We start from the raw sequence: 19,271 nt of genomic DNA, 5'->3' as shown, positions 1-19,271 counted from the left end.
CAAAGATTTTGGTTCCACGTGAAACACAATTTAGTATATCTCACAAAAAAAAGAGAGCGCCGACATCGGCACCCTTTCACTTTTTTAAAATATCCGTTAATAAGTTTTTGATAAATGTTGAAATGCTGTGAACTTACCTTGAAAACTTCGTGGTGTACTTTCCCCTCGCGGGGCGTCCGAGGAGGTCGAAGTGTCTTCCCTTTTTAGAGATGTTAGTCGGGCGTGGTGTCTGGAAAATCCCCAGAGACTGCTCGGTGTTGAATGGTACGTAGAAGGTTTTGGTCCAAATGCTGTCGGTAGCCTTGCTGTTTGCCGAAGGATAGCCCACATTCCCTAGGAGTGCACCATAGTATTCAATGAGGGTATCCCCCTTGGTTTCGTACTCGTACAGTACCTCGTAAGAACTGTTATTCGTCCGGGTCTCGAAGCACCTGTTTTCGAATCCGGGATCGTACGTAACAATGAGGGTGCTTGAGGTCTTTTCGTAAAGGGTGTCGTTCCGGATGTGCCAAATTATTATAGTCGTATCGGAGTGTTCGTTTGATAACTTCTCGACATAAATGGAATCTTCCGTGTGGAATACCCTGTATACTAGGGGACCACGGTCATATATCTTGAAGTCTCCTTCTTGGGAGATTTCCGCTTTGTAACTCATCTGTTGAGGTTCATTTTTCTTGAATTCGCTATTCGGACTCAAGCGCGCGTACGATGTCCATAGGTAGGTATGGTCGTTTGAAAAGGTGAATTTTTCCTGGGTATTGTCAGAGCTCGTGCTGTCGATAATCAGTCCTGTGTAATTGTCGTTGAGTGCCTCGTATTGCGCGACAAAGATATCGAACTTGGCGCGGATGCAGTCGACCGCATGGGCGTTCAGTACCAAAAATGCGAGTATGGCTAATGTTCTCCTCATATCGCTAATATATATAAATCAATACAGAATGTTTCATGTGAAACCAACATGTCCAAGGCATCAGAACTTCAGTTTGCTGCTGGGTATCACGAAGCAACCGGCGGTTCCGTTCCCGCCAAGGACTGCCCCGAGTACCGCCCCTGTCGCGCAGAGCGTATTTATAAACAGCGTATTGTTTGCAAGTTCGCTCTTTTCTGCGCTCCGGACCGGCTGCTCGATGGTCCTGGAAGTATCGGCGGGCATCTCCACCTCGTCACTGTAGTCCACCTTGAATATCATGGCGCGGTCGATTTTCGGCAAGTGCTCTGCCTGCTTTTGTGGCAGTAGCTGGGCGAACGATATCCCGCCGGCAATCATTACGAGCAATATGATGAATATATAATGTTTCACGTGAAACCACCCCTATTGTCTTACTTCAGGAGAATTTTCTGCGAGTGGCTGATTCCCGGACCCTCGATGCGGAGCATGTACATGCCTGCCTTGAGCGTGGACAGATCCATTATGCCGGTAGCTGGTGCCGATATCACGACATTCCCCTGGAGATCGACGACGGTTGCCTTCCCGAGGGCTACCGCTCCGGTAAGTTGCAGTATGCGGCCCGAAAGGGTCGCCTTGACGGGAATCGTGGTGGGGTCGCTCCCGATTCTGTCGGGCATTGGACCGCAACATGAACACATACCGTAAGAACCGACCATATAAATCAGGAAATCCCCCTCAGTTCCCGCCCGTTCATTAAATGCCAGCTTGACGGAGGCCGTCTTTGCAAGTACGGAATCCAGGTTGGCTTCCTTGCCCCATCCGGTCTCCTGCCTGAATTTATCCCATCGAAAATTCGTGGTATTCATGGATGCCGCCTTCGCGACAGTTGCCTTGTAGTTGTTGAATGCGGTCACGTCCTCTTCATTTTCGGGAACGAGTTCGATGCTGAAACCGATTGTGGACTGGTACTCGAGGCAAAAGCCTCCCCAGGCGGAAATGTCTGCGCCTTCCTTTTGCTCGTTCCAGACATTGAAACCGATTCCGGCATAGGGGAACTCGTAGCCATCGCCCATTTTTACACTGGCCTGGATACCGTTGTAGTTTTCAATGAGCGGACCATAGAAATTGCCGTATGCGTTCGGTTTGATATCAGAAGGGAACGTGATAGTGGAATTTCCGCTATCAGCTGCATCGGTGTAATCGAACCACCAGCCGGACGTAGAGTCGGGTGACCCGGTTTCGACTCGGCCTATGGTGTCGGTCGAGGCGAGCCACAAAAATGTCGGGCTGGCGGTATTTGCCGCAAGTGCAGTTGTAGCGGCGCAGGCGAGCGCCATGAAAATCATTCTCCTATCCATATTTTCTCCTTTTAAGGAGGGCTTAATCCCTGATACCCAAATATATATTCAGTTTTCGCGAAAAATTCGTTTATTTGAGATATTTTTTTATTATTGACATTCTTTGTCATCAAATGTTTATATATTGCCGGCAGGACCATTCCAGGGAGGTTCCCATGTGTTCCCTCATCGCGGCAATTTTCATAACGGTTCTGCTTATCATGTGGTATAAATAGTATATTTATGCCGGAGGCCTATATGGTAGAAATCGAGATTATCCAGGGCGACATCACTAAACTTGCGGTGGATGCCATCGTGAATGCGGCGAACTGTTCCCTGCTGGGTGGCGGTGGTGTGGACGGCGCCATCCACCGGGCGGCAGGTCCGGAACTGTTGCAGGCGTGCATCCCCCTGAACGGTTGCGAGACGGGCAAGGCGAAAATCACCCCCGGGTTCAGGCTTCCGGCCAAATTCGTGATCCATACTCCGGGCCCCATCTACCGGGATGGCCTGCACGGCGAACCCGAACTGCTGGAATCCTGCTACAAAAGTTGCCTCGATTTGGCCGAGGAGAACGGCTGCGAGACGGTCGCCTTCCCCGCCATCTCCTGCGGGGTCTACGGCTACCCCTGGGAGGCCGCAACCGAGATTGCAATCCGAACTGTTGATAAGTACCCTGCAAAATGCCTCAAGAAGGTGGTCTTCTGCTGTTTCGGTGAACAGATGTTGAAAGTTTATCGGGACGCGTACCGGAAATAGGTGAAATCCATTTTTTGTATATTATATATAGTTGACTGCAACAGCGAACTTTTAACAAAAACAATAACAGACGTTATTAAGGAAAAACAAGATGGAAGAAGTCGTAAAATTTCTCAAGGCATGCGGTGCGTATTTCCTCGCGACGGCCGACGGCGACCAGCCGCGCGTCCGCCCGTTCGGTACCGCCAACATTTTCGAGGGCAAGCTCTACATCCAGACCGGCAAGTCGAAGGACTGCTCCAAGCAGATCCAGAAGAACGGCAAGGTCGAAATCTGTGCCATGAACAAGGCCGGTAACGAGTGGGTCCGCGTTGCCGGAACACTCGTCCGCGACGACCGCCGCGAACCGAAGGTCGACATGCTGGAGCACTACCCCGAGCTCAAGTCGATGTACTCGCCCGACGACGACAACACCGAGACGCTCTACTTCAAGGACGCGGTTGCCACGTTCTACAGCTTTACGGCGGCTCCCCGCACCGTGAAGTTCTAGGCGCCTGTTTCACAAGAAAGACCTTCCACGCGTCTTCCGGGTTTGACCCGGAATCTTTTGGACGGCGCGGCTGGCAGAAAAATTTGCCTCGACGACCTCATCGTCGGGGCATTTTATATTGTAAGAAGCCCTTGCTCTGTTAATTATATTGTAAACATTCTATTAACAAAATGCGTGGTAGCACAAAAGTTGACTTTTATATTCGTGAATAAATTTTGGATTGATTCCAATTTTTGGGATGTTTCACGTGAAACGCGGGTTGCTCATGTGGATAACTTGTGCGGTTTGGAAATTACTAATTACTATCACAAATCGTAAATTAACATAGTATTAACATTGAATTAACGTTACGTATACGGATGCTATGTTGAAAATATGACCTTCCCGGAGCCAGGATGACTTGACAATTCCGCAATCGACTGCTGGAAAAAAGTAGTCGTTCGCGTCACGCGGAATTGCATTATCGCCGTGATAGGCTTGATTATACCGCTTTGGAATAAAGCGGCGCGTGCTTTTTTGAAAATTATAGTCTATATTTATGTTTGTGTTGCGCCTTGTGGCGTAGTGTTTTTTGTTTCCGAGAGGTCCTATGTCTATATTCAGGAGCTTAACGGTTTGGGTGGTTTTGGCGGTCACCTTCACGATGGCTGCCCCGCAGAGCGCCAAGGTACGTTCTGTTCTTGGCGACGTCTCGTTCAAGAAGAAGGGTAATGGCGACTGGGCTAGCCTGCGCGTAGGCGCAAAGGTCCAGGACAAGGACCTCATCCAGACGGATGTGGAATCCGGCGTGCTCATCTCGATGCCCGAGGGCCGCACGATCTCCATCGAGGAGAACGCGCTTGTCGAGTTTACGCAGGTGCTGTTCATCAAGGATTCGCAGATTTCTGAAGTCAATATCAAGAAGGGCCTGTTGCGCTTCAACGCGCAGAAGCAGACCGGCAAGAAGAGCCAGTTCAAGTTCAAGACCGGGACCATGACCGCATCGATCCGCGGTACGGACGGCACCATCGGCGTGACCAACGGCGGGCAGTCGTTCGGTTCGCTCAACTCGGGCGAGATGGTGATGGAACAGGACGGCCAGGAAGTCGCGGTTCATGCGCAGCAGTTTGTCGCCTTCCGCAAGGGCAAGCCGCCCGTGGTTGTCGAGGCGAAGAACGCGGGCGATCCGGACTTCGCGAAGAAGATAAGCGAGGCCGTGGACGATACGACGAAGTCCGTCGAGGATATCCAGAAGCAGGCGAAGGAAATCGACGAGACTATCGAGAAGCGCAATGAGGACCTGCGGTCCAAGTACGAATGCCGGTTCGAGCCCGTTCCCACGCTGGTGAACGCCGACAGCATCGAGATCTTTGCAACCTGTACCGAAGGCATGCAGGTGGCGATTGGCCCCGAACGCTACACCTCCGACGGCAAGCGCATGCGCTTTGTGCCCACCTGGAGCCGTGCCGCGCTTGGCCCGAAGAAGTTCGAGGTGGTATGCACTGCCGAACACAATTCGTTTGTATGTGGCAACATTTCGTTTGTCTACAGGTTCGACCGCAGCGTGAAGGTTATCAAGTCCGACATGACCAAGTGCGAGGTGCTCTACACCACGTCCGGGTTCAGGGACAACGAGGGCAAGCTCTCTATATTCGCGCACGACAGCCTCCTCAAGGAAGTCACGCTGGATAGGGACTACGCGGCTACATTCAAGCTGTTGCCGGGTACGTTCAAGTACAGGTTCGTGCCCGAGAACGTGGAGGGCGTCGACGCCAGCATCGAACGTGAATTCGCCTGCTTCCCCAAGACGGGCGTGAAGGTGAAGGTGCGCGGTGGCGCGAAGGAAGTCTTCAAGAAGAAGGTTTCGCAGGGTGCCGCGCTCTATCCCGAGCTCCTGTTCGACGTGGAACACATCGTGGACAATGACCCCTCGCAGATAAAGTCGGTCGAGGTCAGTGTTGGCGGCAAGACGTACGAGACGAAGTACGTGCCCTCGGAAACGGGTATCGGCTACAGCGCCACGGTGCAGATTCCGCGCGGCAAGATGACCACAGTGAAGATCAAGGTCAGCATGCTTAGCGGCGAGACCGTGCTCGCTACCAAGGTGTATGAGTTCAGGTAGCGTGCGTCTGGAAGATAATTCCCGGCGCGGCGCACGCGCCATGTTCTTCCTGAAATTCTTGTATATCATTATCGTCGTATTCCTGGTGCTGTGCAATACCGTCATCCAGGTTACGGGCTATATGGCGAGCGGGGCCGTGACGGATGCGGATACCGCCCGGCATCTCTACTATCTGTTTTTGGCAGCCTTGGTTCCGATGATTGGAACTATGGCCGTATGCTTTGTCGTGTTCTGGCTTTTTTTCGTCTACTGGATATTGTGGCTTTACCGTGCCATAAGGAACTTGCGCTGCCTCACGACGACGACCTTCTCTCCGAACGTTGCGGTTGTTTGTTCGGTGCTCCTCCCCTACATCGGGCATATTTTCGATGTGTTCATCTTGCGCGATATCGCACGGCGGCAACAGAAGCTGCTTGACGGGCGCGGTATTCAATACACGCCCGTGACCGGGCGCGACCTCGTTATTTTCCTTGCCTTCATTCTTGTCGGCATCGTGGTGGCATTCGCCGAGATTGCAGATTCCTGGTCTGGCTGTTTTGCGGCATGTGCCGCGATGGTCGGGCTTATGGTGAGCTACTTGCGCGTGTTGCGCCCCTGCGTGGAGCAGGGAAACATGCTCTACAAACTTCACGAGGAAGATGTTCTGCGTGCGAAGGTGGACGAGGTCTTGCGCGAGCGCGAGATCGAGAAGGCGGCGCGCGAAATTCAGGAGGCGAAATTCGATGAATAGACTGACCATGCTCTTGCTTGCATTTTTACTTGTGCTTTCGACTGTGCTCGAAGGCTGTGCGGGTTTATTCCGGTTCACGCCTAAAGAAGATGCGGCGCCTGCCATGAACATGACGTTCACGCGCGTGTTCGGCAACTACATGATCCGTTCGCCCGAGCCCATGAAGATTGCGCTTGCCGATACCGGATGGAGCGCGCTTGAACTGTACGAGGACGCAGATTCGAAAGTGGTGACGTTCTACCGCGATTCGGGCCGCGTGAGCGTCTCGGTTTCGGCAACGACCCCGCAAAAGCTCAGGACCGATGGCATAAAGGACTATAACCCTGCCGACCCGGATTCCGTGAAAATCTGGAAGATGCTCGAGAAGGAAATGCGGGATTTCAAGGCCCCTGCGGGCGATTCGTCTGCGGCAGCTACGATTGGGAGCGTCGTGCGCACCGCGAACCGCGGGCACGTTTGCATGAGCGACAGCATCAAGAACAAGTGCACCTTCGTTATCGTGACCGAAAAAGGCAACTGGGTGATTTCGGGTGTGGTTGCCCCTAAGGACGTGAACGCCGAGGAACTCGGTACGCGGACGCTTTCCATGATAGACAACGCGGAACTGAGCGATTACGAGAAGCATGCGACCCGCGTGCTGAAGAGCTACGGCGTGGGCATGTCCATCTGGTACAACTGGGAGGACGAGGATGCGAATCCTGACCGCGATTTTAGCAAGGCGCTGCTCATCCGTCGGGGTGGTATCATCGACTTTGGCGGAAGGCTCGCTTTCAACTACTCGAATCTATTAGGATTCAACTACGGTGACGCCTGGCACAACTGGGGCTGGCGCTACATGACCATGTTCGGTTTCCGCATCTACATGTTCAGCGCGTTCGTGTCTCCGTTCATTGGCGCCCATATAGGGCTTGGCATGCAGTACGACGACCATTACAGCAAGTTTGCGGACAAGTTTGCGATAAACCTCGCGGGCGATGTCGATGCGGGTCTCGTGATTTGCCGTTACTGCAAGTACCAGGTTGAACTGGGTGCATCGTACGATGCCGTCGAGGACGGGTTCTTCAACGACCAGGTGTTCGGTGCGTTCAACTTCTACGCGGCAGTGAACTACTAAAAAAACGAAAAAATTGTTTCTTTTTCGTTACAATGAGAGTATATTAGTGGTATGAAAACTAAAATACTCCTTCTCCTGATTGTATTTTCCCTGACAGGCTGCGCGAGTGTCGTCAGGTCTATCGGACGTTCCGTCCTGAACGATGCCGTGGGCGCCGTGGTGCATAGCGGTTCCGGGTCCAGCAAGGCCGACGAGTGGTATTCCGGCAAATACATGCTGAAGTCTCCGGAGGAGATGATGGTGTACTTGCCCGAACCGAGCTGGAAACGTGTGGAAAACAGTTCCACGTCGAACAGCCAAAAGGTGAAATTCGAACGCAATGCGGGGAACGAGCGTATTCTGATAGAGACGTTTGGCAAGAGTGCGCTGATCGGCGATTTCAAGCAGATGCTGGAGTACGCGAAGACGGATTCCGCCAAGATCCAGATGATGTTGAAATGGAAGATGGGGCAGAACAGGGTCACGAATTCGGAAGATGCGGTAAGGACCGAGGGGCAGGACTTGGACAAGCGCAGGGCGTGGACCTGCATTGCAGCCGACGGGAAGAAGGTGTGCGATTTTGCAGTCTATACCGAGAACGAGAACTGGGTGTTCGTGAACGTCAGCGCTCCCCTGTCGGGTGATTCCCGCGAGCTGGGGGTAGCGTTGCTTGACCAGAGTGACGAGCAGAAGGTTGCCGATGCCGATACCGATACCTCGGACAAAAAAGAGAAGTCTCACGACTCCCGTACCTGGCGCACGCTGGGCGGCGGCATGGCTATCTGGTACAACTGGGAAGACGAGGACCTGAACCCGGATCGGGACTTCAGCAAGGCGGTTATACTGCGCGAAGGAAAGATTTTCGATACCGGGGATAGGTTCGCATTTACTTCCCTCAACATCTACGGGTGGAACCCGGGCGACGCGTGGCACAACTGGGGCTGGCGCGCGATGTACATGATAGGTTTCCGCGTCAACTTCTTCAACTTCGCGGTGACTCCCTTTGTTGGCGCGCAGTTCGGGCTTGGCATGCAGTACGACGACCATTACAGCAAGTTCCGCGACAAGTTCGCGATAAATATCGCGGGCGACGTGAATGCGGGTATGGTGTTCTGCCGCTACTGCAAGTATCAGTTTGAAGTGGGCGCCGTTTACGATGCCGTCGAGGACGGGTTCTTCAACGACCAGGTGTTCGGTGCGTTCAACTTCTACGCGGCAGTGAACTACTAGCCTTCGCGTAGTCCTGCAGGATTACTGCATTGTTCTTTCGGGGGGCTGTTACCGGGCCTTGGCGCTACACCTTGCTGTTTAGCGTAGTGCGTTCGTCGTAGAGTTTCTGCGAGATCTTCGTGAATGCTTCCACCACGACGGGGTCGAAGTGCTTGCCTGCGCCTTCCGTGATGATTGCCATCGCCTTCTCGTAGGTGAACGGCTTCTTGTACACACGCTCGGCCACGAGGGCGTCGAACACGTCCGCGACCGCCATGATGCGCGCCGACAGCGGGATTTCCTCGCCCTTGATTCCCGTGGGGTATCCGGTGCCGTCCCACTTTTCGTGGTGGTAGTGCGCCATCTCCATGGATTCCTTCAGGTAGTTGTAGTCCATCGTGTCGTTCGTGTTAGCCTCGATTTTCGCGAGGATGTTTGTACCCTCGGTGGTGTGGCTCTTCATGATGGCGAATTCGTCGTCGGTAAGCTTGCCCGGCTTGTTCAGAATCAGGTCGGAAACGGCAATCTTGCCGATGTCGTGCAGAGGCGCGGAACGCTTGAGCTTCTCGATGTACTTCTCGTCGAGCACGTCGCTGTACTTGCCTTCCTTGAGGAGTTCGCGCGCGATGGCTTCCACGTAGAACGCGTTTTTTTTGATGTGGTTGCCGGTGCTCGTGTCGCGCGCCTCCACCATTTCGGCGAAGTTGATAATAATTTCGTCCTGCATGTGCTGGATGCGTTCGGCGGCGGCCTCGAGCCTGTTGATGAACCCGATGGAATCCATGCATGTCTTGGTGAACGCCTTGTAGAGGTGTTCGATTTCGTCGGAGGTGTGGATGTTGAGACTCTTGATTTCGTGCATGTCGTTTGCACGGTCCTGTTCCATGTTGTAGGCGAAGTGAATCGCGGCCGATGCCATGCGGTTCACCGGGTGCACGATTCTCCTGTTCGCGAACTCGAGCACGATGCTCATGATGAGGATGGATACGCCGAAGAACATCGAAAGGAGCTTGATGAAGAATTCCGCCTGGTCGGTGATGATTTCGCCCATGGAAATGTCGGCGGCGATGTAGGCGACCGTCTTTCCGGAAGAGTTCTTGAGCGGCTTGTAGACCGTGAGGAGCCAGCCGTACTGGTCGTCGGAGATGATTGGCTCGATGGGTTCGCCCTTGAGCAGTTGCGGCAGGTATGGCTCGAAACTCGGGTCGAAGTCGATGAGGTCGCCAGGCTGGCTCGCCTTCTCGCCTTCCTTGGTGTCGAGATCGAACACCACGTGGCAGCCGTCCGGCTGTATGCGGTAGACGTACAGGTAAAGCGCCTGCGGGAACCCGTCCCTCATCTTGTAGAGTTTCTGTTCTATGTCGATGTAGCCCTCCGCTTTGCGGCCCTTCTCGATGAACTCGTCTATCCGCTCAGTATCGACGGCGACGGATGCCGCCTCGGTAAGGCCGTGCGCGATGTCGGTGAATTTCTCGATGGACTGCTGCCGGTAGAGGACAAAACCTGTGATACTCGCCAGCACACCGAGTAGGATTTCTGCCGTTATGACGATGACGACCACCCTGCGCAGGAGAGAATGCTTGATGGCGCGGGTGCCGTCATCCTCGAACTGGGCGACGGGATTGGGGTCGAAGAGGAACACCCTGCTGCAGTGCGTCTTTACGTGCAGCGGAATCTTGTGGTAGGTGATGATGACTGCCGCGACGACGAATATCTTGTCGATGACATCAATGATGAAGTCGGCGACGAGCTGCGAGGTGAACTTGGAAAGCCCGAGGTGCTCGTGGATGCCGATGGCGAACGGGGCCGAGACGCCTTCGCCGAAATCGTAGCCATAGAGGAAATAGGTGAGGACGGACCCGAGTACGCCGCCGAGGATGGCGAACATGAGCACCGTGACGATTATCTTGGGGAGTGTCCTGAAGTAGCCCTTCTGCTGGAATATGGCGGCCATTGCGCCGATGAGGATGCTGATGATGCCGTAGTAGAGCGTGGGGAGGTCGGATATGCTGTTGAACGCGTTGGAGCAGAAGCCCACGATAACCGCGGGGAGCGTGCCGCCGAGCATACCGGCGAGGATTGTGCCGATGGAATCGATGAAGACGGGGATTCCGAGCGCAATCGCTATCTTGGAGGGGATTATGTTGACGAGGAACGCGATGGCGATAAGCGCCACGGCATAGTGCAAGTCCTTTGATTTCAGTATCGATATCAGTTTCATCGAATACACCTCGGGGACCTAGGTCCGGGAAAATCTACGTATAAAATCTATTATGATTTTTTACCTGCGGCACGTAATTTTTTAGAAAAGAGGGCGAATTGTGCGGGTGGGTCGCGGGCGGCCTAGGCGATGATTGCAGAGGCGACCACGCCCGAGTCGGCGTAGAGCACGAGAATCTGGCCGGGAGCGGAGGCGAACTGCGGTTCGTCGAACCGCACGCGGATGGTACCGGCGGCAGTGTCGAGCGCGATAATCCGCGCGACGGCGCCCCTGTGGCCGAGCCTGATGTGCGCCGTCAGTTCGCCCTTCAGGAGCGGGGAGGATTCCGATACCATCAGGTTGAGTTCCGTGCCTGCGACTTCGGTGCAGCTCAGTGTGCTGCGGGGCCCGAGAACCACCTGGTTCTTCTTCACGTCGATTGCCACCACGAACAACGGCTCGGGCTGCCCGCCAATGTTGAGGCCCTTGCGCTGCCCGATGGTGTAGTGGATGATTCCCCTGTGCTGGCCGAGTACCTTGCCCTGCAGGTCCACGAAGTCGCCGGGCACGTTGTCGGACTCGTCGAACAGTACGGAATAGTCCCCGCACTCGAGGAAGTCCATGCTCTCCTTCTTGGTGGCGAAATCCACCCAGCCGATCTGCTTGGCGAGTTCCTTCACCTCGACCTTCGTCATGCCACCCAGCGGGAAAAGTACCGTCGAGAGTTGCTCTGCGGTGAGGCGCGAGAGGAAGTACGTCTGGTCCTTGCCGTGGTCGAGCGCCGCGTACAGGAAGGGAACGTCGGGGTTCTTGAAATCGAGTCGGGCGTAGTGCCCGGTGGCGAAGTAGTCGAACGCGATTCCCATGCGGCGGGCCGCCGTCTGGAGCGCGCCGAACTTGATATACTGATTGCAGCGCACGCACGGGTTCGGCGTGCGTCCGGCGCGGTATTCGGCACGGAAGTAGTCGAGAACTTCACGCTTGTAGTCTTCGGAGATGCGTACCACGTGGTGCGGGATACCGAGCCGGTCGGCGACCGTCTTCGCCTCGGCGATGCTCGCATCCTCGCCCGGGCCGAAGCAGCCCTCGCGGCCTTCCACGTGCGGCATGTCTATGGAGCCGTCCCAAGTGGCCATCGTCATGCCGATGACCTCGTAACCCTGCTGTTTTAGTAGGAAAGCGGCGAGGGCGGAATCCACTCCGCCGGAAAGTCCGACTGCTACCTTCTTTGCCATGCGTGTGCCTGCTTGTTGGTTGCTGTGTAGTTGTGCGCTAGAGGTTCGCGTAGTGGAACATCGCGTCGATGCACTTCTTGGCCTTCACGCGCGTGTCTTCGTCAAGTTCCACGCGGTTCGCCTTTTCGGGGTGGCGGAGCGTCTCGAGGATGTTCTCGAGCGAGTTAGACTTCATGTACTTGCACATGCTGCAGCTCCCGATGAATTCCATGTCGGGGTGCTCGTAGTGCATGCGCGCATTGAGCCCGCATTCCGTAAGGAGCAGCACCTTGCTCTTGGGCGGCAGGCCGTCGATGTACTTGACCATCTGGCCGGTGCTGCCCACGAAGTCGCTATAGAACGCCGCGGACGGATTGCATTCGGGGTGGCTCACCACCTTGAGTCCTGGGTTCTGGCTGCGGAAGAACTGGATGAGTTCGGCGTCGTATGTCTCGTGCACGTAGCAGCTGCCCGTGTAGAGCACGATGTCCTTCTTGACGCCGCGGCTTTCCATTTCGGTGATGATGTTCTGGCCCATTAGTTTGTCCGGAACAAAGCAAATCTTGTCGTTGGGGTAGGCTTCCACAATCTTCATCACGTTGCCGCTCGTGACGCACACATCGCAGGCCGCCTTCACGTCGGCGGTGGTGTTGATGTAGCAGATGAACGCGTGGTCCGGGTACTTCTCGCGGAGCGCCATCACGTCCTTGCCGGTAATGGAGTCGGCGAGGCTGCAGCCGGTGAGCGTACCGGGGATGAGCACGTCCTTTTGCGGGCTCAAAATCTTGGCTGTTTCGCCCATGAAGCGGACTGCAGAGAACAGAATGGTGTTCTGCGGGACCTTCGTGGCGTCTTCGCTCAGTTTGTAGCTGTCGCCCGTGTAGTCGGCGACGCCGAGCACGATTTCGGGTGCGCAGTAGCTGTGGGCGAGGATGACGGTATCCTGGTCCTTCTTGCGCTCGTTGATCTCGTTGATCAGCGGGAGCATCTGTTCGACTTTTTCACGGGTGTAGTGGCAGAGCACGGCGCCCGGCTGGATCTTGTTCAGTCTGTTGAAAAGTTCGTCTGCGGTCATGCCTAAAATATAGAAAAATGGTGGGGAATTACCTAGCGAGGTGCAACTTGCGGAGCACCTTGCCGAGCAGTTCATTCAATATATCCTTTGCGTCCTTGCTGCCCAGGTAGCGCTGCACGATGAGCGTGAGCGTGAAGAGCCCGATGCCCGCTGCGCAGGCGTATATGACGAGGACGATAAGGCTTGTATTACGTACAAATTCACCGGAGACGTGGTCGAGCCCGATGGCGGCCGCAATCATGATGCCGAAGGCGATAAGCGCGCGGAGCATGTTGAGGAGGGCATCCCTCATGCCGTCGGTGCCGTTCTTCTTGGCCCACATGAAAATCATCGAGATAACTTGCAGTATGGCGCCCGTGGCGCCGACAATGGGCACGCTCTTGATGCCGAGCCCCGCTTCGGGAGCGCCAAGCACGATGTACGCGGGAATGGTTGCCGCGAAGATGCCGGTGTTGAGGAGGGTCGGCACCCACATGCGCTCACAGGCATAGAAACTGCGGACGAGAACCGCCTGCAGGCAGAGCCCGAGGCTTACGGGCAGGTACCAGCGGAGAATTTCGGAAATGGCTTCGGTCGTTTCGCGCTGGAAGGCGCCGCGCTCGAAGAGGATGCGCACGGCCGGGAAGCTGAGCGCCCACACGGCGACGACTGCCGGAATCAATATGCAGAACATGCGCGAAAGGCTCTTCCAGATTTTGCGGTTGAGTTGCCCGAAGTCGCCCTCCTTCACGAGGCGCGCCATGTCGGGGTAGCTCGTGACGCTTACGGAGAACCCGAAGACCGCTACCAGCGTGTACATGACGCGGTAGGCGTAGTTGAGGCTAGAGATGCCTCCCGTGCCGAAGTTCGCGCCGAAGCTACGGATAATGAATTCCAGCCCGAACATGGAACCCACGCCGAGCGACATCGGGAGCATCATCTTGAAGTAGCGCACGATATCCGGGTGTGTCGGCTGTACCAGGAGTTCGTAGTGCACGCCGCCACGCCGGGCGCCGAGAATCTGGAGCGCGAAGAACCCGATGAAGGCGCCCACCGGCACGCCCCAGGCGAAACCTTCCAGGCCGTAATCCGTGCCGGTGTACTTACCGAGCGCGAGCCCGAGGGCACCGCCGCCCACGATGGCCACGTTGTAGATGAGGCCCGTGAGCGAGGGAATCAGGAACTGCTTGCGGGTGTGCTGCACGGCCACGAGGATGCTCCCCACGAAGATGAACACCTGGCCGGGCAAGATGATGCGGCCATAGTACGTGGCGCGCTCGATAAGTTCCGGCGTGGCTCCGTCTACGGTCAAGAGCTGCAGAAGTTCCTGCATCCAGATGAATGCGGGAATCACCAGAATAAGCAATGCGATGCCGAAGGTGTTCAGCACGTTGCTGAAGAACTTCCAGCCGCCTTTCTCGTCGCCCGCGACCTTGTAGCCTGTGAAAATCGGGATGAAGATAATCGAGAGGAAGCCCGTACTCACCACATGGTTGAGGATGTCCGGAATCATGAAGGCGAGGTCGAGAGCGTTCTTTTCGAGCGATACGCCTGCGGCATGGGCGAGCAACATTTCGCGGAAAATCCCGAGGACACGGCTCAGGAGCATGGATATGGCGACGATGATGGCGGCTTTATTCATAGGTTAGTTATTAGTCAATAGTCATTGGTCATTAGTTATTGGTCAATAGTCATTAGGATTGTCATCCTGAGCGGAGGGCGAAGCCCGAAGTCGAAGGATCTAGTCCTGTATTTATTAAAAAAATAGAAAGTTGTATGCACGGTTCACCCACTTTTGGCACTTTTTTATATCTTTATGAATATGAAAAAGTTTATCGCAGCGCTTTTCTCTCTCGCGGTGGTTTCGTTCGCCGCGAACGTCCAGATACTCGAGCCGACGGGTGCCGACTTTTCGGATGATGCTCCGACGGTGGTAAAGTCCCTGCTCCGCGCGGCGGTGAGCAAGTCGGGCAATACGCCCGTCGAGGATTCTTCCGAAATCCAGCTCCGCACGAGCATCATGACCATGGGCGGTTACATCCTGGTGATCTGCGAACAGCTCAAGGGTGGCGCCGTTGTGGTTTCGAGCAAGCAGAAGTCTGCGAGCGTTGACGACCTGGATGTATCTATCGAGAAGGCGACCGTGGAGGCGCTCCTGGGCCCCCAGGAAAACCTTATCGACCAGGCTCCTGCCGAGAGTACGGCCGAGGCGAAGAAGGAACCGCTCCCGGTGAACACGTCTGTCGTTACCGTAGAGTACGAGGAAAAGCCCGCACCGGATACGCTCGAGAAGAAGCGCCCCACGCGCAACTACAACGGTTTTGGCCTGGGCGTTGCCCTGTGGCACAACTACGACTACTCTGCCGACCCCGATAACGAGGACGACAAGGACGTGGACCGCGACTGGTCGACGTCATTCGTGGTCCACTACGCGAGGATTTTCGAGGTGTCGAACCATGCCGCCATTACCATGCTGAACAACACGAATATGGTGTTCGGCAAGGGCTGGCAGATTCACGAGACGTTCCTTATCGGTGGCCGCTACTACATCCAGTCGGGGGCCGTCTCTCCGTACTTTGGTGCCGGAATCGGACTTGGCGCGCAGTTGGATAACCACTATGCGGAGTTTAGCGAATATTTCGCGCTGGGTATTGCCGGCGGAGTCGAGGCGGGCATAGTGTTCTTCCGCAATTCCGCGATGCAGCTGGAACTCGGTGCCACGTGGGATGCCCTGTGGGACGGCTTCAGCGATTTTGGCCGCCGCTTCGGTGCAGGTAGCCTCTACATTGCCATTAACTACTAGTTACGCTGCAACGTACTGGATTTGAACTGTCGCAAATTTTGCGACAGTTCGGAACGACCACTTTGGACAGGTCTCTATAATTTGCGGATATCTTCTTCGGAAAGACCGGAAATAATGGCAATGGTCGAATCAGGAATACCTTGTTCTCGCATCGCTTTCGCCATTTCACGAGTTTTATCAAGGACGCTTTCGTTAACCTTCGCGTTGATCTCGTCCGCGAATTCCTCAAAGAAACTGTCTTTTAGGACATTGTGATCCCATTTTTCGTGGAACATCTTCTGGTATGCCTCGAATTCTTCCTTGCTAAACTTAGACACTTTTGAACTTTCTGTCAAGGATTCGAACTTACGCTCGTCCAGCTCGGCAGGCAATTCCTTGAGTTTATCCAGATAGCGGAAGAAAAACAGCCACTTGCGAATGCTGGAAGACCCAGCCTCTATGAAGAAGGGAACCTTCGAAAGTTCGATGGCCGTGAAATTGTAGGTGTCCACGAACTGTTCACCAGTTTCAAGGTCAGTGACTGTTGCACGATGAATGATACGATCATCATCAAACATCTTCTGACGTGCAAAGGCAATCACGTAGGTCGGCTTCACATTGTAATTCCAATCATCGCCAGGATCCGCTTGATTTGCAACCATCTCGCTTGCGTAGAAGGCGAGCCGCTTCAAAAAATTTGTCATGCGACGAATCTGCACCTCGATTTCGATCAGGTTCCCCATGTCATCCTTGCAATGCAAGTCAAAGATCGCTGTGCGCGACACCTTGCTCCCGCTCAGGTTGTGCGCCACGTTGCGCGTTTTCACCGTCACAATCGGCCGCTTAAGTTGCGGTTCTAGCAGGTCGTTCAGCAGATTCACGAGGTTCTGCCGGCTAACGGGTTTGTCGGGGTCAAACGCCTTCTTGAAGGCGAGGTCCACGAGCAGGTTCGCATAAGGGCTCTTTTCTCCCGGCTTCACGATGCAGTCCTTGAGCGGCTTGCGCTTGGTCTTGGTCTGTTTTTCCATGTTGTCTCCGTTTTTCAAAACAAAAAAGACCGCCCCGCTTGCGCGGATAGCGATCTTCTAATAGCACCCTTTCTGGTGTTGGTTATAATATACAAAAAGGCGGGCGAAAAAACAAGCGGGGGAGGTCTCCCCCTCGGCAAAGCCTTGCCCATCTGTCACCCTGGAGGAGCGTAGCGACGATAGGGTCCAAGGCAAGTCTTTGCCTACCCCCTCTGCGGGCGCTCAGTCGTCGGCCCGGATTTGAACCTGTGCAATTTTTGCACAAGTTGGGCGGGCCGTCCAGAAAACCTTGATGACCACTATAAGGGAAAAGACGGGTAATATGCAAAATTTGCATATTACTATGCTCATTTTTATTTAAATTGTTATTGACATAGCCTGTGGCATAAAAACCACAGGCGCGAGTTTAACGTAGAGTTAGCTCTTATTCTCGAAGTGGAAATCTGGAAAATTTCAAAATCTATTGAGAATAAGGCGAGCGCTCACGTCCAGCAATGGGCGTGGGTCGTTTGTGCTTATTTATAGATAGGTTTTCCAGAGCCTCCACTTCAGTAAGTGCATTCGACGCCACGCTTTTTTTATTTGAAGTCGTGACGCGAACAGCACTAAATAAGGGCGTGCACCCTTAGCCGTGAGGTTCACGTGGCAGAAACATTGGACGATCTCAAGGTTCGCATCCGCGAACTGGAAAAAGAAGTCGAACGCTGGAAGTCCCAAGTCAAGAATGTCCGTTATGGACTCAACTGGATGGATGTCCCAGAAGCCTTTGACAAGGATTCCGAAGACAAAATTCCAATTCTCGAAGAAGTTTCCGAGAAGGCGGTCAATGCAGAAGGCCTCTTGGCTGGCAGACCGCCCCATGTGATTATCGAAGGCGACAATTACCATGCACTCACTTGCTTGAATTACACTCATCGTGGTAAAATTGATGTCATCTATATTGATCCGCCGTATAACACGGGGTCAGATGGATTTACTTACAAGGACAAACGTTTCTTGACGGAATTTCCCGATGGGCAGAAAGTTCCCAAGGAACATCCGCTTCGCCATAGCTATTGGCTTTCGTTTATGGAAAAACGTTTGAAATTGGCGAAGAATTTGTTGAGTGATAAGGGCGTGATTTTCATCAGTATTGATGATAACGAACAGGCGAATTTGAAATTGTTGTGTGATAAGGTATTTGGGGAAGGAAATTTTGTCGCGGAATTTATTTGGGAAAAGAAAAAAGTTGTTCAAAACGACGCAAAATTTACATCCACGAATCATGAATATATACTGTCTTACAGAAAATCAATTTGCTTACAGTCATTTAATTTGTTGCCCCGAACGGCGGAAGCAAACGCTAGATATGAAAATCCAGACAACGACCCAAAAGGTCCATGGACTAGCGTTGCTTTAACAGCAAAGAGCGGTTCAGCAGAAAACATTTATGATTACACCTTTCCCAATGGAGTGTATTGGAAACCAAATGAGGGGGCTTACCCTCGACTAAGTAAAGACAGTCTGAAAAAAGCATACGAAGAAAATAAATTATGGTTTGGAAAAAATGGGAAAAATGTACCAAGATTAAAGAAGTATCTATCCGAAGTAAAACAAGGAATGGTTGCTAATTCAGTTTTATATTGTGATGACGTTGGTTCAACTCAATTGGCAAAAGAACAATTAAAGAAAACAATAAATCAAAATATTTTTGATACCCCAAAGCCCCTGGGATTGTTAGAGTCTTTATCTAAATTGGTAGGAAACAATAATTCAATCATTCTCGACTTCTTCGCTGGCTCAGGTACGACTCTACATGCCACACTCAACCTTAACAAAGAAGATGACGGTAATCGCCAATGTATTCTTGTTCAACAATCCGAAGGCGACAATAACATCTGTGAAAATGTCACCTACGAACGCAACCGTCGTGTAATGTGTGGCTACACAAACGCAAAGGGCGAAAGTGTTGAAGGTTTAGGTGGTTCACTTAAATATTACAAGACTGGTTTCGTCGGCAAGCATCAGAGCAAAAATGCCAATGATGCAGACAAGGTGGAACTTGCCGAAAAAGCAGGTTGCCTTATCGCGCTAGCAGAAAACACCTTAGAAACAATCAAGGTTCCCAAAGCGGCAAAGGGCTTCTGGCAAATCTATTCCGATAATGTGGAAAAGAAAAAACGCTACACATGCATTTATCATAATGGCGATTATGGCAAAGTTTCTGATTTTGTTGCAAAAATTGATGAATTGCGTGCTGCTGATAAAAAATCAAAATTCACGGTTTATGTATTCAGTTGGAATTCTCCCGACTTCTTTGAAAACGAATTCGATGATTTGAAAAACATCGAAATCAAGGCAATCCCCAAACCGATTCTCGAAATCTACAAGGCTTTGAACGGGTAA

General features: G+C 53.3%; 16 protein-coding genes. 8 read left to right on the top strand and 8 right to left on the bottom strand.

What is annotated here, in order from left to right; translation table 11 throughout:
• Positions 1 to 133 precede the first annotated feature (133 nt).
• The 3 genes from BUB22_RS08855 to BUB22_RS08845 are packed head-to-tail and all read right to left on the bottom strand — an operon-like array spanning position 134 to position 2,247.
• Positions 134 to 910, bottom strand: coding sequence for a hypothetical protein (locus tag BUB22_RS08855; protein WP_073114822.1), 777 nt, complete (start codon positions 908 to 910; stop codon positions 134 to 136).
• A gap of 60 nt (positions 911 to 970) precedes the next feature.
• Positions 971 to 1,300 (bottom strand): hypothetical protein, encoded by a 330-nt coding sequence (locus BUB22_RS08850; protein WP_139258897.1) that lies wholly within the window; start codon positions 1,298 to 1,300, stop codon positions 971 to 973.
• A 20-nt stretch (positions 1,301 to 1,320) separates the two neighbouring features.
• Positions 1,321 to 2,247, bottom strand: a complete 927-nt coding sequence (locus BUB22_RS08845) for a T9SS type A sorting domain-containing protein (protein WP_083535471.1) — start codon at positions 2,245 to 2,247, stop codon at positions 1,321 to 1,323.
• Positions 2,248 to 2,484: 237 nt separating this feature from the next.
• Here BUB22_RS08845 and BUB22_RS08840 point away from each other — a divergent pair, with 237 nt between their 5' ends.
• The 6 genes from BUB22_RS08840 to BUB22_RS08815 all read left to right on the top strand — a co-directional run bounded on the left by BUB22_RS08840 (position 2,485) and on the right by BUB22_RS08815 (position 8,629).
• Positions 2,485 to 2,985, top strand: a complete 501-nt coding sequence (locus BUB22_RS08840; protein WP_073114870.1) for an O-acetyl-ADP-ribose deacetylase — start codon at positions 2,485 to 2,487, stop codon at positions 2,983 to 2,985.
• Positions 2,986 to 3,076: 91 nt separating this feature from the next.
• Positions 3,077 to 3,475 (top strand): pyridoxamine 5'-phosphate oxidase family protein, encoded by a 399-nt coding sequence (locus BUB22_RS08835; RefSeq protein ID WP_073114819.1) that lies wholly within the window; start codon positions 3,077 to 3,079, stop codon positions 3,473 to 3,475.
• A gap of 589 nt (positions 3,476 to 4,064) precedes the next feature.
• Positions 4,065 to 5,576: a FecR family protein gene (locus BUB22_RS08830; protein WP_083535470.1), complete on the top strand. Its 1,512-nt coding sequence runs from the start codon at positions 4,065 to 4,067 to the stop codon at positions 5,574 to 5,576.
• Positions 5,563 to 6,306, top strand: coding sequence for a hypothetical protein (locus tag BUB22_RS08825; RefSeq protein ID WP_073114817.1), 744 nt, complete (start codon positions 5,563 to 5,565; stop codon positions 6,304 to 6,306). Before BUB22_RS08830 ends, BUB22_RS08825 begins: the two co-directional genes overlap by 14 nt.
• A complete protein-coding gene (locus BUB22_RS08820) occupies positions 6,299 to 7,420 on the top strand; it encodes a hypothetical protein (protein WP_139258895.1) in 1,122 nt (373 codons plus the stop codon). The genes BUB22_RS08825 and BUB22_RS08820 overlap by 8 nt, the downstream gene beginning before the upstream one ends.
• 51 nt (positions 7,421 to 7,471) lie before the next feature.
• Positions 7,472 to 8,629, top strand: a complete 1,158-nt coding sequence (locus tag BUB22_RS08815; RefSeq protein WP_073114815.1) for a hypothetical protein — start codon at positions 7,472 to 7,474, stop codon at positions 8,627 to 8,629.
• 64 nt (positions 8,630 to 8,693) lie between these two features.
• On the opposite strand, the gene BUB22_RS08810 is transcribed toward BUB22_RS08815, so the two are convergent.
• The 4 genes from BUB22_RS08810 to murJ all read right to left on the bottom strand — a co-directional run bounded on the left by BUB22_RS08810 (position 8,694) and on the right by murJ (position 14,718).
• Positions 8,694 to 10,829 (bottom strand): HD domain-containing phosphohydrolase, encoded by a 2,136-nt coding sequence (locus BUB22_RS08810; RefSeq protein WP_083535469.1) that lies wholly within the window; start codon positions 10,827 to 10,829, stop codon positions 8,694 to 8,696.
• Positions 10,830 to 10,951: 122 nt separating this feature from the next.
• Positions 10,952 to 12,043, bottom strand: a complete 1,092-nt coding sequence (gene mnmA / locus BUB22_RS08805; protein ID WP_073114813.1) for a tRNA 2-thiouridine(34) synthase MnmA — start codon at positions 12,041 to 12,043, stop codon at positions 10,952 to 10,954.
• A gap of 37 nt (positions 12,044 to 12,080) precedes the next feature.
• The gene (gene nadA / locus BUB22_RS08800; RefSeq protein ID WP_073114812.1) at positions 12,081 to 13,097 is read right to left on the bottom strand and encodes a quinolinate synthase NadA; all 1,017 of its coding nucleotides are present in this window, start codon (positions 13,095 to 13,097) and stop codon (positions 12,081 to 12,083) included.
• 28 nt (positions 13,098 to 13,125) lie between these two features.
• Entirely contained in the window at positions 13,126 to 14,718 is a 1,593-nt protein-coding gene (gene murJ, locus BUB22_RS08795; RefSeq protein WP_073114811.1) for a murein biosynthesis integral membrane protein MurJ, read from the bottom strand.
• 180 nt (positions 14,719 to 14,898) lie between these two features.
• On the opposite strand from murJ, the gene BUB22_RS08790 reads away from it, so the two are divergent.
• Positions 14,899 to 15,879 (top strand): hypothetical protein, encoded by a 981-nt coding sequence (locus BUB22_RS08790; protein WP_139258893.1) that lies wholly within the window; start codon positions 14,899 to 14,901, stop codon positions 15,877 to 15,879.
• A 74-nt stretch (positions 15,880 to 15,953) separates the two neighbouring features.
• Here the strand turns inward: BUB22_RS08790 and BUB22_RS08785 are convergent, their stop codons facing one another.
• Complete coding sequence (locus BUB22_RS08785; protein WP_073114810.1) at positions 15,954 to 16,886, bottom strand: Rpn family recombination-promoting nuclease/putative transposase; 933 nt, start codon at positions 16,884 to 16,886, stop codon at positions 15,954 to 15,956.
• A 642-nt stretch (positions 16,887 to 17,528) separates the two neighbouring features.
• Here BUB22_RS08785 and BUB22_RS08780 point away from each other — a divergent pair.
• Positions 17,529 to 19,271: a site-specific DNA-methyltransferase gene (locus BUB22_RS08780; protein WP_254794695.1), complete on the top strand. Its 1,743-nt coding sequence runs from the start codon at positions 17,529 to 17,531 to the stop codon at positions 19,269 to 19,271.

Source organism: Fibrobacter sp. UWCM (assembly GCF_900129735.1).
Classification (GTDB): Bacteria; Fibrobacterota; Fibrobacteria; order Fibrobacterales; family Fibrobacteraceae; genus Fibrobacter.
This window is presented reverse-complemented; position numbering and strand designations above follow the sequence as displayed.

What these genes read in the sequence shown, in the direction of transcription:
- BUB22_RS08855 (WP_073114822.1), bottom strand. Translation starts at nt 910, where the DNA reads ATGAGGAGAACATTAGCCATACTCGCATTTTTGGTACTGAACGCCCAT.
- BUB22_RS08845 (WP_083535471.1), bottom strand. Translation starts at nt 2,247, where the DNA reads ATGGATAGGAGAATGATTTTCATGGCGCTCGCCTGCGCCGCTACAACT.
- BUB22_RS08840 (WP_073114870.1), top strand. Translation starts at nt 2,485, where the DNA reads ATGGTAGAAATCGAGATTATCCAGGGCGACATCACTAAACTTGCGGTG.
- BUB22_RS08835 (WP_073114819.1), top strand. Translation starts at nt 3,077, where the DNA reads ATGGAAGAAGTCGTAAAATTTCTCAAGGCATGCGGTGCGTATTTCCTC.
- BUB22_RS08830 (WP_083535470.1), top strand. Translation starts at nt 4,065, where the DNA reads ATGTCTATATTCAGGAGCTTAACGGTTTGGGTGGTTTTGGCGGTCACC.
- BUB22_RS08825 (WP_073114817.1), top strand. Translation starts at nt 5,563, where the DNA reads ATGAGTTCAGGTAGCGTGCGTCTGGAAGATAATTCCCGGCGCGGCGCA.
- BUB22_RS08820 (WP_139258895.1), top strand. Translation starts at nt 6,299, where the DNA reads ATGAATAGACTGACCATGCTCTTGCTTGCATTTTTACTTGTGCTTTCG.
- BUB22_RS08815 (WP_073114815.1), top strand. Translation starts at nt 7,472, where the DNA reads ATGAAAACTAAAATACTCCTTCTCCTGATTGTATTTTCCCTGACAGGC.
- BUB22_RS08810 (WP_083535469.1), bottom strand. Translation starts at nt 10,829, where the DNA reads ATGAAACTGATATCGATACTGAAATCAAAGGACTTGCACTATGCCGTG.
- mnmA (WP_073114813.1), bottom strand. Translation starts at nt 12,043, where the DNA reads ATGGCAAAGAAGGTAGCAGTCGGACTTTCCGGCGGAGTGGATTCCGCC.
- nadA (WP_073114812.1), bottom strand. Translation starts at nt 13,097, where the DNA reads ATGACCGCAGACGAACTTTTCAACAGACTGAACAAGATCCAGCCGGGC.
- murJ (WP_073114811.1), bottom strand. Translation starts at nt 14,718, where the DNA reads ATGAATAAAGCCGCCATCATCGTCGCCATATCCATGCTCCTGAGCCGT.
- BUB22_RS08790 (WP_139258893.1), top strand. Translation starts at nt 14,899, where the DNA reads ATGAAAAAGTTTATCGCAGCGCTTTTCTCTCTCGCGGTGGTTTCGTTC.
- BUB22_RS08785 (WP_073114810.1), bottom strand. Translation starts at nt 16,886, where the DNA reads ATGGAAAAACAGACCAAGACCAAGCGCAAGCCGCTCAAGGACTGCATC.